The 14,701-nt window shown below is 63.9% G+C and carries 13 protein-coding genes; all 13 read left to right on the top strand.

Annotated elements, in window-relative coordinates:
* Positions 1–105 precede the first annotated feature (105 nt).
* Positions 106–2,280: a ParB/RepB/Spo0J family partition protein gene (locus tag G3A56_RS20395; RefSeq protein WP_097143180.1), complete on the top strand. Its 2,175-nt coding sequence runs from the start codon at positions 106–108 to the stop codon at positions 2,278–2,280.
* A gap of 97 nt (positions 2,281–2,377) precedes the next feature.
* Positions 2,378–2,797 carry a hypothetical protein gene (locus G3A56_RS20390; RefSeq protein WP_097143179.1) on the top strand — a complete coding sequence of 140 codons (420 nt, stop codon included), beginning with the start codon at positions 2,378–2,380 and terminating at the stop codon, positions 2,795–2,797.
* 84 nt (positions 2,798–2,881) lie between these two features.
* Positions 2,882–3,151, top strand: coding sequence for a DUF6117 family protein (locus tag G3A56_RS20385; RefSeq protein ID WP_097143178.1), 270 nt, complete (start codon positions 2,882–2,884; stop codon positions 3,149–3,151).
* Positions 3,152–3,540: 389 nt separating this feature from the next.
* Positions 3,541–3,963 carry an antirestriction protein gene (locus G3A56_RS20375; RefSeq protein WP_097143177.1) on the top strand — a complete coding sequence of 141 codons (423 nt, stop codon included), beginning with the start codon at positions 3,541–3,543 and terminating at the stop codon, positions 3,961–3,963.
* Between the two features lie 155 nt (positions 3,964–4,118).
* Positions 4,119–4,667, top strand: coding sequence for a hypothetical protein (locus G3A56_RS20370; protein WP_097143176.1), 549 nt, complete (start codon positions 4,119–4,121; stop codon positions 4,665–4,667).
* Between the two features lie 72 nt (positions 4,668–4,739).
* Positions 4,740–5,168, top strand: a complete 429-nt coding sequence (locus tag G3A56_RS20365) for a hypothetical protein (RefSeq protein ID WP_097143175.1) — start codon at positions 4,740–4,742, stop codon at positions 5,166–5,168.
* Positions 5,150–5,344: a hypothetical protein gene (locus G3A56_RS20360; protein WP_097143174.1), complete on the top strand. Its 195-nt coding sequence runs from the start codon at positions 5,150–5,152 to the stop codon at positions 5,342–5,344. The genes G3A56_RS20365 and G3A56_RS20360 overlap by 19 nt, the downstream gene beginning before the upstream one ends.
* Positions 5,345–5,413: 69 nt before the next feature.
* Entirely contained in the window at positions 5,414–5,830 is a 417-nt protein-coding gene (locus tag G3A56_RS20355) for a hypothetical protein (RefSeq protein ID WP_097143173.1), read from the top strand.
* Positions 5,831–6,038: 208 nt separating this feature from the next.
* Entirely contained in the window at positions 6,039–10,388 is a 4,350-nt protein-coding gene (locus tag G3A56_RS20350; protein WP_164056814.1) for a bifunctional class I SAM-dependent methyltransferase/DEAD/DEAH box helicase, read from the top strand.
* Entirely contained in the window at positions 10,388–11,425 is a 1,038-nt protein-coding gene (locus G3A56_RS20345) for a DUF7146 domain-containing protein (RefSeq protein ID WP_097143171.1), read from the top strand. Before G3A56_RS20350 ends, G3A56_RS20345 begins: the two co-directional genes overlap by 1 nt.
* Positions 11,426–11,753: 328 nt before the next feature.
* Positions 11,754–12,692, top strand: a complete 939-nt coding sequence (locus G3A56_RS20340) for a DUF2493 domain-containing protein (RefSeq protein WP_164056813.1) — start codon at positions 11,754–11,756, stop codon at positions 12,690–12,692.
* Between the two features lie 165 nt (positions 12,693–12,857).
* Positions 12,858–13,274 carry a hypothetical protein gene (locus G3A56_RS20335; RefSeq protein ID WP_097143170.1) on the top strand — a complete coding sequence of 139 codons (417 nt, stop codon included), beginning with the start codon at positions 12,858–12,860 and terminating at the stop codon, positions 13,272–13,274.
* A gap of 708 nt (positions 13,275–13,982) precedes the next feature.
* Complete coding sequence (locus tag G3A56_RS20330) at positions 13,983–14,384, top strand: single-stranded DNA-binding protein (protein ID WP_097143168.1); 402 nt, start codon at positions 13,983–13,985, stop codon at positions 14,382–14,384.
* The last annotated feature ends 317 nt before the right edge of the window (positions 14,385–14,701 follow it).

The following is a 14,701-nucleotide window of genomic DNA, read 5'->3' as shown; positions in this document are numbered from 1 at the left end:
GAGCCTGCCTCCCGCGCTGTAGAGGGAGAGAGAGGCTGGGGATTTCATGACGGGTTGGTAGGTCGAGAGAGAGTCTCTCGGCTGCCCGTCATGGAGTAACCCACCATGGCAAGAGCTGCCAAGAAAAAGTCCGCACCTGCAATCATTGTCTTCTCGCGGTCGCGCGACATTCCGTTCAATCGCATCCACCTCTCGGCCGACAACGTGCGGGAAGTCGACGTCGAAGCCGGCCTTGACGAACTCACCCAGGACATCGACCGCCGCGAGGACCTCGTGCAGGGTCTCAATGTCCGCGCCATCCTTGATGCTGACGGCAACGAAACCGGCGATTTCGAGACCCCGGCCGGCGGTCGCCGCTACAGGTCCGTCGCGCGGTTGGTCGAGACCGGGCGCTTCCCGGCCGATGGCCTCGTTCCCTGCATCGTCAAGAAGGCCGATGCGAAGACCAGCGCTGTCGACGACTCGCTCGCCGAGAACACCTTCCGGCGCGCGCTCCATCCGCTCGACCAGTTCAAGGCGTTCAAGCGCATGGTCGATGGCGGCATGACCAAGGCAGAAGTCGCCAGCGCCTACTTCACCACCGAGCGCTATGTCGACCAGCGCATGGCGCTCGCCAAGGTCTCGCCGGTGCTGCACGAAGCCTATGCCCAGAACAGCATGACGCTGGCGCAACTGGAGGCGTTCACCGCGAATCCGCATCACGAGCGCCAGGAGCAGGTCTGGGAGGCCCTCCAGCAGTCCCACTACCGCGAGCCCTGGCGCATCCGCAACATACTGACCGAAACCAGCGTTCCGGTTTCCGACAGGCGTGCGGCCTTCGTCGGCATCGACGCCTATATGGCAGCGGGTGGCCCGGTGCTGCCGCGCTACCTCTTCGACGATGAGGAAAACGGCTGGCTCGACGACGTGCCGCTTCTCGACCGGCTGGTTGCCGAGAAGCTGAAGACCATCGCTGACGAGATCTCGGCCGAGGGCTGGAAGTGGATCACGGTCGATATCAATCTTCCCTACGGCCACGATCACGGCCTGCGCTCGCTCGGCTTCACCTTCGCCGATCTCACCGAGGAGGAGCGGGCTGCCCGCCAGGCGCTTCGCGACGAATATGAACGGATCGAGGCCGAGCATGAAGGCGCTGACGAACTGCCCGCCGACATCGACCAGCGCCTCGGCGAGATCGAAAAGCAGCTCGAAGCTTTCGAGCGTCGTCCGGCGATCTACGATCCCGCCGACATCGCCATCGCCGGCGTTTTCGTCAGCATCGACGAGGATGGAACGCTTGCGGTCGATCGCGGCTGGGTCCGTCCGGAGGACGAGCCGGTCGAGAGCGCCGAAGGCGGAACGCCGGAGGCTGAAGCTGGCAGCGATACGGATGGTGCGGCGGCGCCTGATGTTCAGCGCGCCACCATCACCATCGATGGGCAGTCGGCCGAGCCCGAGGAAGAAGAGGACACGATCAAGCCTCTTCCCGAAAAGCTGGTGATCGAGTTGACGGCGCATCGCACCGTGGCACTGAGCGACGCCGTGGCCGCCAATCCGCATGTCGCCATGACGGCGCTGCTGCATCGGCTGGTGCGCGACCGCTTCAAGCAGTCTACCACCGGATCGACCGTGCGAGTCTCGGTCCAGGAAGTGTACTTCCGCGAGCAGGGCATCGACCTCAAGGACAGCCCCTATGCGAAGTCGGTCGCCGAGCGGCACGCGGGATGGAAGGCGGATCTTCCGACGGACGCCGATGCGCTGTGGGATTGGCTCCATGCGCTCGATGATACCAGCCGCATGGCGCTGCTGGCGCATTGCGTCTCGTTCGGCATCAACGCGCTCTATGAGCGGCCGAACCCCTTCAGCGGGACCGGCATAACGGAACAGGGTCTTCAGACCCGCATGGCGGAAGCCGACCGCCTTGCCCGCGTCACCGGCCTAGACATGGCGGAGGCAGGTTTCCGGCCGACGGCCGTCAACTATCTCGGCCGCGTCCCCAAAATCCGCATTCTCGAAGCCGTGCGCGAAGGTGCCGGTGATCGGATGGCCGACCTGATTGCCGACATGAAAAAGGCCAAAATGGTCGAGGAGGCCGAGCGCCTGCTGGCGGATACCGGCTGGCTGCCGGAGCCGCTGCGTCTTGCCGGTTCCGATGCCGATCAGGCCGTGGAACCATCGGCAGACGGCGATGGCGGTGACGAAGCGGCGCTGCCCGATTTCCTCGCAGGCGATGACGACGAGGATGCCGCGGACGACGGCGCCAGCAGTGAGGAACCCGAACATCTGGTGGCTGCCGAATAGGTCGCATCGGCGGGGTGACTCAGGTCGCCCCGCTGTCTTCCCTCCCTTGTTTCACAGCCCGGTCCCATGCCGGGCTTTTTTGTTTTGGAGAATAACGATGAAAATTCATGCCACTCTCGAATTCGACCTGGAGGACGAAAGCGGCGTCCTGATTGACGAGCGAAAGGAATATGTCTGGGCCGCAGAGGCCACCGACGATGCCATTCGTTCGCGGCTGATGGGCGCCGGATTCCTGTCCGACGACACGATGATCGGCAGCTATACGCTCGATGTCGTCGTCATCGACGGCTTCGTCGATGACGGCACGGAGGCCGGTCAGGAGGCGGTCCCGGATAGTGCCGCTCTCGCCTCCGAGGAATTCGACGGCCTGATCGACGATGCCACCCACGCGGTCAACAATCTCATCCCCGACCATGCGCTCTCCCGTCTGTCGGACGGCGAGCGCACGGCACTTCTGCACGCGATCAACGACGCGCTGACGCCGGTTCTCGGTCAGTACATTCCGATAAATCCATAAACCGCGCGGCGCTTTGAGCACATACCTTCCCGATCAACCCGGCCCGGCCATCGCGCCGGGCTTTTTCGTTTCTGGAGAAACCTCATGGCCATCCCCGACCATGCCCGCACGAACTTCAACACCCTGCTTCGCGCCGCCGGCGACGGCAATCTCGCACTCATGGAGTGCCTGGATGCCGTCACCCGCGAGCGTCGCTATGTCGTCTGCGCCGTAGGCCGCGCGGATGACGGCGATATCGTCATGACGCCGTTCGGCCATCTCGCCGACGGCAATCCTTACGATCTCTATCTGCCGCCCGATCCCGACGATCCGGCCGGTTTCATCGAGAACCCCGAAGACGGAGGTGCATCATGACGACGATCGACGAGATCTTCGCCGACGATCGCAGCAATCCTCCCGCGGAGCGTTCGCTTCCGTGGGAGGAGACGCATGGCACCGTCACCGTTGTCGTCGAGCCGAAGCCGCACTGGGCATCCGACATGAGGGCCTTCCGGCGCACGGAACAGACCTACTGCTATTATGCCGACTGGACCGAGAATGGTCGACGCGCGCGGTTCTATGGGCATATCGACACGTCCGGTGACGGACGTGATGATGAAGGCACGGACCATGCTCACGCGCGAGATCGCGGACGAACTTTGGGACTGAGAGGAAGAGTGCTGCGGGGCCGGGATGGGTTCGGACGGGCAAAGAGAGAGCGCCGTCCGGTCCTGTCCTTTTCCGCTCTCCGGAGAACCAGTTCCATGTCTACGCAAGTCGCTACTTCTCATTTTGCAACCCTCGTTCCGGATCATCGCCGCGGGAAGTTCCTGCCGACGCTGTTCGGGCATCGGCTCTTCATCGTCGCCGAGGCCGCGGTCTATACGATCATGGAGCGGCTCAGCCCCGACGACTATCGCGGCGGCTTCTGGAATTTCTACGAGCATCATGATCAGCCGCTGTTCCTCGCACCGACGTCCAGGCCACGTTACCGGATCGAAAGCGGCCTCACGGAGTTTCGTGGCGAGGTCTCGGCGGAGGCCGCCGGCATCATCGCCACGATGTTCACGCTTTCGCATCTCACCTTCCAATACGAATCCGACCTACTGGTGGAAAGCTTCCACCGCCTTCGCGACAATCTGGACGGCCATCCCGAGGCGTCCGAGATATTCCAGGCCATCGATTGAATCTCAAAAAGCGTCCTGCCGATCGGTGGGGCGCTTTTTTCATGCCGGCCACGGCCGCAATGCGAGAGCGATGAGAGGGAGAGTAGGGCCGGTTTGGCCGTGGCGGGATGAGGGTCGGGAGAGAGGCTTCCGCCGCCCGTCGCGGAGATATCGTGATGAACAGTTTCACCTTTGCGAATGCCGGCGTTCCAGTTTCGCGCGCCGTTGCCGCTCTGTTGGCCTCCCGGAAATTTCCCCTGCGCGTCACCTGCCTCGGAGAAATTGAGTATCCGGAAGACGATCCAATCTACGGTTCCTATTCCACGGTTACCACGATCGAACTGGCGCAATGCGGCTCGCTCGATGAGGCGATCGCCTTCGTCGAAGGGATTGCCCGACAGAGCCGTATCGTCACCGGCGACGACGATGCCATCGGTTTCCAGCCCCGGCTGTTTGTTGTCGTTGACGGTGAGCACCGGCAAGTGCTTGCCGGCGAGCCGTGGCAGCGCGGCATCCGATGGTGCGATCCCGTCGCCTCCGACGGCGAGGCCCGCCTTGTCGTGGCAAAGGCGAGCAAGCTGCGCGGCGAAGCCTCCCTGGAGGCCGGATGGGACAATCACAGCACCGCCCGCGTGCTTCGTTTCCGCGCCAGCGTCCTCGAAGGCCGCCTGGTTCATCCTGATTGGCGGCAGACCGTCCGGGCAGCGCTGTTCCAGGCTGCCTGACCCCGATGCCCCACCACATTCCCCGATCCAGCCCGGCCCCCGCGCCGGGCGCTTTCATTTGAGGAGTCCCCCATGCCGAAATTTGTTGTCACCGCACGCCATGATGCCCTGGTCTATTACGAAACCGTCGTCGAGGCTGCGACGCCGGAGCAGGCGCGAAGCCTCGCCAACAGCTTCATGTATGAAGGCGAATGGTTCGCTACCGGCTCTGTGTCGGAATATGACGACTTCGAAATCGACGCGGACGACGGCGTTCGCCTGCTCGAAGATGACGAGACCATCGAAGCGTTCCTGACCGTCGCGGTCACGGCCCAGGAGCGCGATGCCGTACTGGCTGGTCTCCGGCTGCTTCAGATCGCCCTTGCGCGGGGCGACATCGATCCGCCGCTCGGGAGCATCCTCACCAATGACGGCGCTCACGCCGGCCTTGATCTGACCCGGATCGACGCCCTGTGCGAACGCATCAACTGTAGGGGGCTCAAATGTACGCCACCTATCTGAGGCTCGACATCATGGTCTGGGACAGCAACCGGGCCGTCATCCGCGCCGCGCGCCGCAGGCTCGCGCGCAGCGCCCGCCGCGATCCGGCGAAGCGGGAAGCCCGCAAGCGCTTCTATCGCGAAATGCTCCGGCATCACGCCGACGCGCAGCGGCTCGTGGCCCACTTCCGCCTCTGACATAGCCGCAAGCATCCCCTCAACCTCGCCCGGCCATCGCGCCGGGCATTTGCGTTTCAGGAGCCTGATATGGCCAACTACTTCACTCATTTCTCCTGCCTGCTCGACGTCGGCACGCCCGACAATGCCGCCCGCGCGCTCGACCTTTACAACAAGCTCTCCGAGGAAGGCGCCTCGGAGGAACCGCCTTCCGAGGGCTTCCTTCTCTCGATCCAGCCCGAACATGGTGGCACTCAGCTCTGGATGCACGATGACGTCACCGGCGATCCCGAGCGTCTGATCCAGTTCGTGAAGATCTGCGCGGCCGAGTTCGGCCTGACAGGTCGTTGGGGTTTCCAGTACGCCAACACCTGCTCACGCCCGCGGATCGATGGTTTCGGCGGCGGGGCGCACGTCCTTGATCTCGCCACCGGCGAGACCGTCGCATGGACCTATACCGATGGTTGGCTCGCCCAGGTTCTCGATGAAGGTGATCCTGATGCCTGAGATCATCGAAACCCACGTCTATCGGCTGAGCGTCCCACCCAACGGTCGGGTGCTCTTGTCATGGCAGCCACGGCTATTTCCACCTCGTAGTCGGGCGTCTTTCCTCGGGACGGAGAGGGAGAGGGTTGCCGGGACGGGTTTGAGCCTGTGCGGTCGAGAGAGAGCGCTGCGCGGCTCAATCCTGTTCTGCTCTCCCGAGGTCGTTCCCATGAACATGATTTCCGCATCTGCGGCGGCTCCTGCTTCCGCGTCACTCCCGCTTGCTTCCGACACCGACACGGCCGCTTCCGTCTTCGCGGCCGCCGATCTTCTTCTTCCCCATCTCGAGCGCGGCCAGCGTGTCGATGCCGTTACGCTGCGCGCCGCAATGGAAACCGCTTTCGGAGCTTCCGATGCGGCCGGCGCCTGGGACTGGAAAACCGGCTATGACGCCTGCGAGGCCGCAACCGTCCTCTTCCTGCGCAAATACGGAAAGGCGCTTTTCCGTAAAGCCGGTTCTCCGGCTGCACGACTTTCCGCCCTGTCGAAAATCGCCAGCCTCCTGCCGACCCACACACGGCGATCCGAAGAGGCACAGACCTTCCAGCAATTCTCGACGCCGGTTCCGCTCGGCCTGGTGGCCGCGACGGCAGCGGCGATCACGCCCGCCGATCGTGTGCTGGAACCTTCGGCCGGCACCGGGCTGCTCGCCATTCTCGCCGAGATCGCCGGAGGCGCGCTTGTGCTCAACGAGCTGGCCGAGCTGCGCGCCGGCCTGCTTTCTTCCCTGTTTCCGGCCGTTTCCGTCACCCGCTTCGATGCTGCCCAGATCGACGATCATCTCGATCCCGGTCTGGTTCCTTCCATCGTGCTGATGAACCCACCATTTTCTGCCATGGCCAATGTTGAGGGTCGCATGGCCGACGCCGCCTATCGCCACGTCGCCTCGGCGCTGGCGCGTCTTGCACCCGGCGGACGACTGGTGACGATCACCGGCGCGAACTTCGCGCCTGACAATGTTGCCTGGACTCCTGCCTTTACCCGGCTGCAGGAGCGGGGTCGCGTCGTCTTCTCCGCCGCGATCGACGGCTCGGTCTATGCCAAGCACGGCACGACGATCCCGACACGGATCACCGTCATCGACAAGCTGCCCGCCGATGATCCGGCTCTCTTTCCGGCCGCTCCCGGTGTCGCGCCGGATGTTGCTACGCTGATGGGCTGGCTCGACACGCATCTGCCTGTGCGCCTGCCTGTCGATCCGTCCGTCGCGGTCCCTGTGGTCACCGCGCCCGCGCCCCGCACCGTGCGCGGCTATCTGAACCGTGCCGCTGCCGCAAGGCCGGCTCCTTCCGCGCCGCTGGCCGAGCCCGAAGCCGTGGCGCTCGAATACGAGACCGTCGACTGGCAGGCGGCCGAGGATGGCCGTATCTCCGACGCCATCTACGAGGAATACGGACTTCAGGTTATCCGTATTCCCGGCTCTACGGCGCATCCGACCAAGCTCGTGCAATCGGTGGCGATGGCGAGTGTTGCGCCGCCGAAGCCAAGCTACCGGCCACACTTACCGACCAACATTCACGGCCTGCTCTCCGACGCACAACTCGAAACCCTGATCTATGCCGGCGAGGCCCATTCCGACTATCTCGCCGGTTCGTGGACGGTGGACGAGACCTTCGATCTCGTCAGCGCGGCACCCGAAGACGCGAAGAATGCCGTGCGTTTCCGGCGTGGCTTCATGATCGGTGATGGCACTGGCGTCGGCAAGGGCCGTGAATCCGCGAGCATCATCCTCGACAACTGGATGCAGGGCCGCCGCAAGGCGGTGTGGATCTCCAAATCCGACAAGTTGATCGAAGACGCGCAAAGGGACTGGAGCGCGCTCGGTATGGAGCGCCTGCTGGTGACGCCGCTATCGCGCTTCCCGCAGGGCAAGCCGATCACGCTGCCGGAAGGCGTCCTATTTACGACCTATGCCACGCTACGCTCCGACGACCGTGGGACAAGGGTTTCGCGCGTCAAACAGATCGTCGAATGGTTGGGAAAGGACTTTGACGGAGCCATTATTTTCGACGAGGCGCACGAGATGCAGAACGCCGGTGGCGGCAAGGGAGAACGCGGCGAGGTTGCCGCATCGCAGCAGGGCCGCGCCGGCCTGCGTCTCCAGCATGCGCTTCCGAACGCCCGCGTCACCTATGTTTCCGCGACCGGCGCCACCACGGTCCACAATCTCGCCTATGCCCAGCGGCTTGGCCTCTGGGGTGGCAAGGACTTTCCCTTCTCCAACCGGGCTGAGTTCGTCACGGCGATCGAGGACGGCGGCGTTGCGGCCATGGAGGTTCTCGCCCGCGACCTTCGCGCGCTCGGCCTCTACACCGCCCGCTCGCTCTCCTTCGATGGCGTGGAATATGAGCTGGTCGAGCATGAGCTGGCGCCCGAGCAGCGTCGCATCTATGATGCCTATGCTGGCGCGTTCCAGATCATTCATAATAATCTGGACGCCGCGATGCAGGCCGCCAATATCACCGGCGACACGGGCACGCTGAACAAGCAGGCGAAATCCGCCGCCCGCAGCGCTTTCGAGTCGGCCAAGCAGAGGTTTTTCGGGCATCTGCTGACGTCGATGAAATCCCCGACACTGATCCGGTCGATCACCCGCGATCTCGAAGAAGGCCATTCGGCCGTCGTCCAGATCGTCTCGACCGGTGAGGCGCTGATGGAGCGCAGGCTGGGAGACCTGCCGACAGAGGAATGGAACGACGTCCGCGTGGACATCACTCCTCGCGAGTATGTCCTTGATTACCTTTCCCATTCCTTCCCGGTGCAGCTCTACGAGCCCTTCACGGATTCGGAAGGCAACATGTCGTCACGGCCGGTCTATCGGGACGGCCAGCCGGTCGAGAGCCGCGAGGCGGTCGCCCGCCGCGATGCCCTGATCGAGAACCTCGCCAGCCTGCCGCCGGTTCCCGGCGCCCTCGACCAACTTGTCCAGCATTTCGGGACTGACATGGTTGCCGAGGTGACGGGCCGCTCTCGCCGCATCGTCCGGAAACGCAGCTCCGGTGATATCGACCGTCTCGTGGTTGAGAGCCGTGCGGCTTCCGCCAACCTCTCCGAGACGCAAGCCTTTATGGACGATGATAAGCGCGTACTCGTCTTCTCCGACGCCGGCGGCACGGGCAGGTCCTATCACGCCGAGCTTTCGGCGAAGAACACGCGGCTGCGCGTCCACTACCTGCTCGAACCCGGCTGGAAGGCGGACAAGGCGATCCAGGGGCTCGGCCGTACTCACCGCACCAACCAGGCACAGCCGCCGCTCTTCCGGCCGATCGCCACCAACGTCAAGGCCGAGAAGCGCTTCCGCTCGACCATTGCTCGCCGTCTCGACACGCTGGGCGCGATCACCCGCGGCCAGCGCCAGACCGGCGGCCAGGGCCTGTTCCGCCCCGAGGACAATCTGGAGAGCGTCTATGCCCGCGATGCGCTGCGCCAGCTCTATCTCCTGCTGGTCCGTGGCAAGGTCGAAGGATGCAGCCTCGACCGTTTCGAAGACGCCACCGGCCTGAAGCTGATGGACTCGACGGGTATAAAGGACGATCTTCCGCCCATCACCACCTTCCTCAATCGTCTGCTGGCGCTGACGATCGAGCTTCAGGGCATCCTCTTCGCCGCCTTCGAGCAGCTTCTCACGGCTAAGATCGAAGGGGCGATCGCCAGCGGCACCTATGATGTCGGGCTGGAGACGCTGACGGCCGAGAGCTTCGTCGTCATCGACCGCAAGACCATCTATGTCCATCCGGGCACCGGCGCCGAAACTCGCCTGGTGACCATCACCGAGCGCAAGCGCAACCGGCCGGTCACGCTGGCCGAAGCCCTCGGCCATCTGGACGATCCGCGCGCCAGACTGCTGATCAACGAACGGTCGGGCCGCGCCGCCGTGCAGATCCCAACCACGAGCGTCATGCTCGACGATGGCGAGATCGAACGGCGTGTCCGCCTGATCCGGCCGATGGAAGGGCATAACATCCCGGTGAAGCTGATGGCCGAGACCTATTGGCTCGAAGCCGACCATGATGCCTTTGCCGCGGCCTGGAACGCCGAGCTGGCCGAGGTGCCGGAGTTCACCGACGGCACCATCCATGTCGTCGCCGGCCTGTTGCTACCGATCTGGAAGCGGCTGCCACAGGAATCCACCCGCGTCTATCGTCTTCAGACCGACGAAGGTGAGCGCATCATCGGTCGCCGTGTCTCGCCGGCCTGGGCCGCAACAGCGACCACGACCGGCACGACGTCGCTAACGCCCGACGAAGCCTTCACGGCGCTGATGGACGCACGCACCATCCTCGATCTCGCCGAGGGTCTCCAGCTTCGCCGTGTCCGTGTCATGGGCGCCAACCGCATCGAGCTTTCCGGCTTCGACGACACCATGCGCGAGCGCCTGACGGCCTACGGCTTGTTCCACGAGATTATCTCGTGGAAGCTCAGGATGTTCGTGCCTGTCGATGCCAACGGGCCGGTCGTTCTCGCCAAGCTCCTCGACCGCTGGCCGGTCGAGCGCATCGGCGAGCGGGAGGCTGCGTGATGGCCCGTCACGGTGCTTCCGATCTGGCAATCCGTCTCGGCAGGCAGGCCGAGGCGGTCTGCCGCGAATATCTGTCCTCCGGCCGTCGCTCCGGCAATTACTGGCTGGTCGGGGACGTCCAGAACAGCCCCGGCCGCTCCCTCTATGTCCGTCTGAAGGACACAGCCAAAGGCCCGGCCGGCAAATGGACCGACGGCGCGACGGGCGAGCATGGCGATCTCCTCGACGTCATCCGCGAGGCGCTCGGCCTCATCGACTTCAAGGACGTAGCCGAGGAAGCGCGCCGGTTCCTCTCGCTGCCCCATCCCGAACCTTCGAGGCCGAGAACGCCGACCGGAATGACTTCAAACATTGTCATCGGTTCGCCTGAAGCGTCCCGGCGGCTCTTCGCCATGTCGCAGCCGATCGGCGGCACCCTTGCGGAAATCTACCTCAGAAGCAGGGCGATCACGTCGCTCGTCGGTGGCTCCGCGCTGCGCTACCATTCGCGGTGCTATTACAGGCCCGATGAGCATTCGCCCACGGAGATCTGGCCGGCGATTGTCGCGTCCGTGACCGATCTCGACGGCAAGCAGACCGGCGCTCACCGCACCTGGCTTTCCCCGGACGGTTCGGGCAAGGCGCCTGTCGAGACACCGAGGCGGGCGATGGGTGACCTTCTCGGGCACGGCGTCCGCTTCGGCGTTGCCGGTGAGGTGCTCGCGGCCGGCGAGGGCATCGAAACCGTGCTGTCGCCCCGTCAGGTCTTGCCCCACATGCCGATGCTGGCGGCGCTTTCGGCGGCACATCTCGCTGCCATCCTGTTCCCGGCGACACTGCGCAGGCTCTATGTCCTCAGAGATCGCGATCCGGCAGGCGATAGCGCGAGAGACAGCCTGATCGACAGAGCAGCGAGCGTCGGCATCCAGGCGATCCCGGTGTCGCCGGTCGGCGAGGACTTCAACGACGATCTGCGCTGGCGCGGCGTCGACGCCCTTCGGGCGGCTCTGAAGGACCAGCTTCATCCCGAAGACGTTAGCCGATTCATGGAGGGATGAGGACATCGGCGGGGGATGAGGTGCGGAAGGGCATCTCCACCTGCCGCCTCCATTCATCATCGGAAGCATCCTTCTCGTGTCGGAGAGAGCGGCGCCCACGGCCTTCTGAGAGGACGATCGGCTCACAAGCTGGCCGGCCAAGCAATGGCCGTGTCCCGGCTATTTTCCGCCGGCGGCGATGCCGCCTTTGCAGCGCGAAACAAAATAGCCGGAACCCGGCCATCAAGGCCCTCGCGGGAGTGCGAGGGCTGCCAGTCCGTCCTGCCCGTGAGCTTCGACGCCTGCGAAGGCCGCGATGGGCGCGGTCTCCAGACAAAGGACGCTCCCGATGACGAACGAAGACGATGATGCAGGTTTCGAGCCGGTCCACGCCTCATCTCCCACCGATCATGTCCTCACGGAACTCCAGCTCTACGGCTGGCGTCCGTTTCAGGACGAACCCGATCCTCGACCGCTGCCGGAGGGCAATACCGTCGCCGCCGCGGTCGCAGACATCTTCGACGCCCTCATCGCCACACTCGGCGACACTCGCCTCGAACCCGATCTCGAAGAGCTGCTCTGGGGAACCGTCAATCTCTTCCATCGCGCCGCCAGCCGGGTCGAACGCGAGCTTGACGACAACGAGCAGGCACAGCGCCGCCTTCAGAGAGAACAGGATGGCAGCGAGGTGAAGTCGGTCGAACTCGAACGCCTGACGGCGGAGGGGCAGACCATGATCGAGCGGCGCAACATCATGGAACTCTTCCGTGAAGTCGCCACAGAAGCCTTCGAGCACCACACCGGCAGCGCTTGGCGGCCGCGCAACGGCTCGAAAATCAGCCACCGCAACTTGACCGCCGCGATGATCGACAGCCGCGACTTCCTTGCTGCGAAGCGCCAAGCGGAGAAAGAGGTGCTGCTGCCCGCCGGACCGAAGGTTGCCGTCTCCGGCGGCACGAACTTCAACGACCATCACCTGATCTGGGCGAAGCTCGATCAGGTCCATGCAAAGCATGCTGATATGGTGCTCATCCACGGCGGCGCCAAGACAGGCGCCGAAAAGATCGCTTCCGACTGGGCAGGCATCCGCAAGGTGACGCAGATCGCCTTCGAACCGGACTTCAAGAAGTATTCGTCGAAACAGGCGCCCTTCAAGCGCAACGATACCATGCTCGAAGTCATTCCGGTCGGCGTTCTCATCTTCGGCGGTGGCGGCATCCAGGGCAATCTCGAGGACAAGGCCCGCAATCTCGGCATTCCCGTCATGAAGTTCGACGGCGGCGCGTAAAGCGCCGCCGCTCGGCGGCTGTTTCAACCGCCAATACTTGACGAAATCCCATTGATCTGGCTCAAATGGAGCATCCTTGCAGCAACGGTGAACTGGCATAGTCGCAGGCGGAGCGTATCTCCTGGCAGCCTGACGTGATCCTCAACCGTTCATCTGGAGGCTGTCATGACCCTGATCCTGCTCGTCATCTCCCTGACGATCGCCATGTGCGTGATCGCCTATAACTTCGCCATCTATGCCTTGCCCTTCATGGTCGGGCTTTCCGCCTTCCAATATGTTCATGGAATGGAGGCCGGTTTCCTGATGTCGGGGCTTGCTGCCATTGGCGCGGCGCTGCTTTCCGTGGCGCTGGTCATCGCCGTTGTGGGCTTTGCGAAGAACCCGGCCTTGCGGCTGATCGCGCTTGCTGTCTTCGCGATCCCCGCGACCATCGCCGGCTACGCGCTCGTCCACGGGGTCACGAAGAACTTCATCGATTCCACGGTTGCGCTGAACCTGCTCGGCGGAGCCGGTGGCCTGTTCATTGGCGTTGCGGCGCTGCTCAATCTCAACGCCCTCGGTACGGCGATCCTCTCGCGCTGAAGCGGGCGCGACCTGCTGCTTCCATGGAAAAAACCTGCGGCTTGCGCCGCCGTTTCTTTGTCACCCGCCCAGATGAGAGATGGCAGATCAGCGCGGTGTTCGTCATCCTCATTCGCGGCCTGCTTCGCCCGGCAGGGGAAGGCAGTCACCGAACGACAATCCCGCGCGATGTTACGGTCAGCACCTTCCGCATCGGTCCGGTATCCGTATAGCGGGGGCAACCGCGAACACCTTCATGTTTCCGTCTCTCAATACTACTGGATCGTTCCTTCAGCCGGCGAGCCGGGAACGGCGCCATGTGCCTGAAACCCGATAGCCGTTAAGGCTACGTCCGGACTGCCGGCCTTCCGGCTGGCGGCATGAGGTCACGGGTGAAGAGGCTCTTGCAGGCGCACCGATCTGATAAGGGTTTCAGCACGGAGCCTGGCACCACGCTGTTACCGGCAAGGACGATTGTTTGCGCCGCATATCTCCGTTTGTGCTCTCAAAGGCACCAATCCCTCCGACTGACTGATCCCCTAAGACCGTTCGGTTTCTGACCGCAACCCGCGCGGCTCCGGACCGAGTTGGCGCAAGCGCCTGCCCGCCCCACTCCGGGCCTTACGGGTCAGGCTGCCGCTTGAAAGCGCCAGTGCAAGCATCTCCCGACGGCCTTGGCCGGGTCTCGTCGGAGGGATGGTCCCTCCGAGGCGCAACGGAGATACGAAAATGACAAACATCGCCATTCTTGCCGGCAACATCGGCCAGGACCCCGAAACCCGCACTACCCAGGGCGGCACCGGCATCACCCACTTCACGCTCGCAACCTCGCGCCCACGCTATTCGGAAGGCCGGGTTGTCCGAGACGAGAACGGCTACCGGGTCCAGGATACCGAATGGCATCGCGTCATCGCCTTCAACGGCGTTGGCAAGACGGTCCAGGAGCATTGCAGTAAGGGCATGAAGGTACTGGTGGAGGGCCGCATCCATTACACGAAATGGACCGACCAGCAGGGCAATGACCGCTACGGCACCGAGATCATCGCCGAGTCGGTCACGTTCCTGACGCGAGCGAAGCAGACCGAGAACGGTGAAGGACAGCGCGATTTCGACGATGACATCCCGTTCTGAGCGGGGTGCCAAAGGCCCGGCGGCGCAAGCCGCCGGGTTTTCCCATGTTCGCGGCAGAACACCACCGCTTCCGCGCCAAATAATGCCGCCTCTGCTCGGGGAAGCTGAGCGCAGACGCCGCGAAGAGAGGGGTGCCTATGCTCCCTCCGCTTGTCGGTGATCGTGACCTCGGACTGTATGGATAGGCCCTCCAGCCGGATCTACCGGCCGGATCTCCTCATGAGAAGGGGAAAGCCGCCCCTCTCATGACTCTCCCCGAAAGGGGCAGGGCGAGCCCCGCCCCTTGAACCCCCACCCATGAAGGGGTGGTCCACCCC

The sequence above is a fragment of the Rhizobium oryzihabitans genome, from assembly GCF_010669145.1.
Classification (GTDB): domain Bacteria; phylum Pseudomonadota; class Alphaproteobacteria; order Rhizobiales; family Rhizobiaceae; genus Agrobacterium; species Agrobacterium oryzihabitans.
Note: the sequence above shows the minus strand (reverse complement) of the source record. Positions and strands in the feature narration are given on the sequence as shown.

What these genes read in the sequence shown, in the direction of transcription:
- G3A56_RS20390 (WP_097143179.1), top strand. Translation starts at nt 2,378, where the DNA reads ATGAAAATTCATGCCACTCTCGAATTCGACCTGGAGGACGAAAGCGGC.
- G3A56_RS20335 (WP_097143170.1), top strand. Translation starts at nt 12,858, where the DNA reads ATGACCCTGATCCTGCTCGTCATCTCCCTGACGATCGCCATGTGCGTG.
- G3A56_RS20340 (WP_164056813.1), top strand. Translation starts at nt 11,754, where the DNA reads ATGACGAACGAAGACGATGATGCAGGTTTCGAGCCGGTCCACGCCTCA.
- G3A56_RS20345 (WP_097143171.1), top strand. Translation starts at nt 10,388, where the DNA reads ATGGCCCGTCACGGTGCTTCCGATCTGGCAATCCGTCTCGGCAGGCAG.
- G3A56_RS20350 (WP_164056814.1), top strand. Translation starts at nt 6,039, where the DNA reads ATGAACATGATTTCCGCATCTGCGGCGGCTCCTGCTTCCGCGTCACTC.
- G3A56_RS20355 (WP_097143173.1), top strand. Translation starts at nt 5,414, where the DNA reads ATGGCCAACTACTTCACTCATTTCTCCTGCCTGCTCGACGTCGGCACG.
- G3A56_RS20330 (WP_097143168.1), top strand. Translation starts at nt 13,983, where the DNA reads ATGACAAACATCGCCATTCTTGCCGGCAACATCGGCCAGGACCCCGAA.
- G3A56_RS20370 (WP_097143176.1), top strand. Translation starts at nt 4,119, where the DNA reads ATGAACAGTTTCACCTTTGCGAATGCCGGCGTTCCAGTTTCGCGCGCC.
- G3A56_RS20360 (WP_097143174.1), top strand. Translation starts at nt 5,150, where the DNA reads ATGTACGCCACCTATCTGAGGCTCGACATCATGGTCTGGGACAGCAAC.
- G3A56_RS20385 (WP_097143178.1), top strand. Translation starts at nt 2,882, where the DNA reads ATGGCCATCCCCGACCATGCCCGCACGAACTTCAACACCCTGCTTCGC.
- G3A56_RS20365 (WP_097143175.1), top strand. Translation starts at nt 4,740, where the DNA reads ATGCCGAAATTTGTTGTCACCGCACGCCATGATGCCCTGGTCTATTAC.
- G3A56_RS20375 (WP_097143177.1), top strand. Translation starts at nt 3,541, where the DNA reads ATGTCTACGCAAGTCGCTACTTCTCATTTTGCAACCCTCGTTCCGGAT.
- G3A56_RS20395 (WP_097143180.1), top strand. Translation starts at nt 106, where the DNA reads ATGGCAAGAGCTGCCAAGAAAAAGTCCGCACCTGCAATCATTGTCTTC.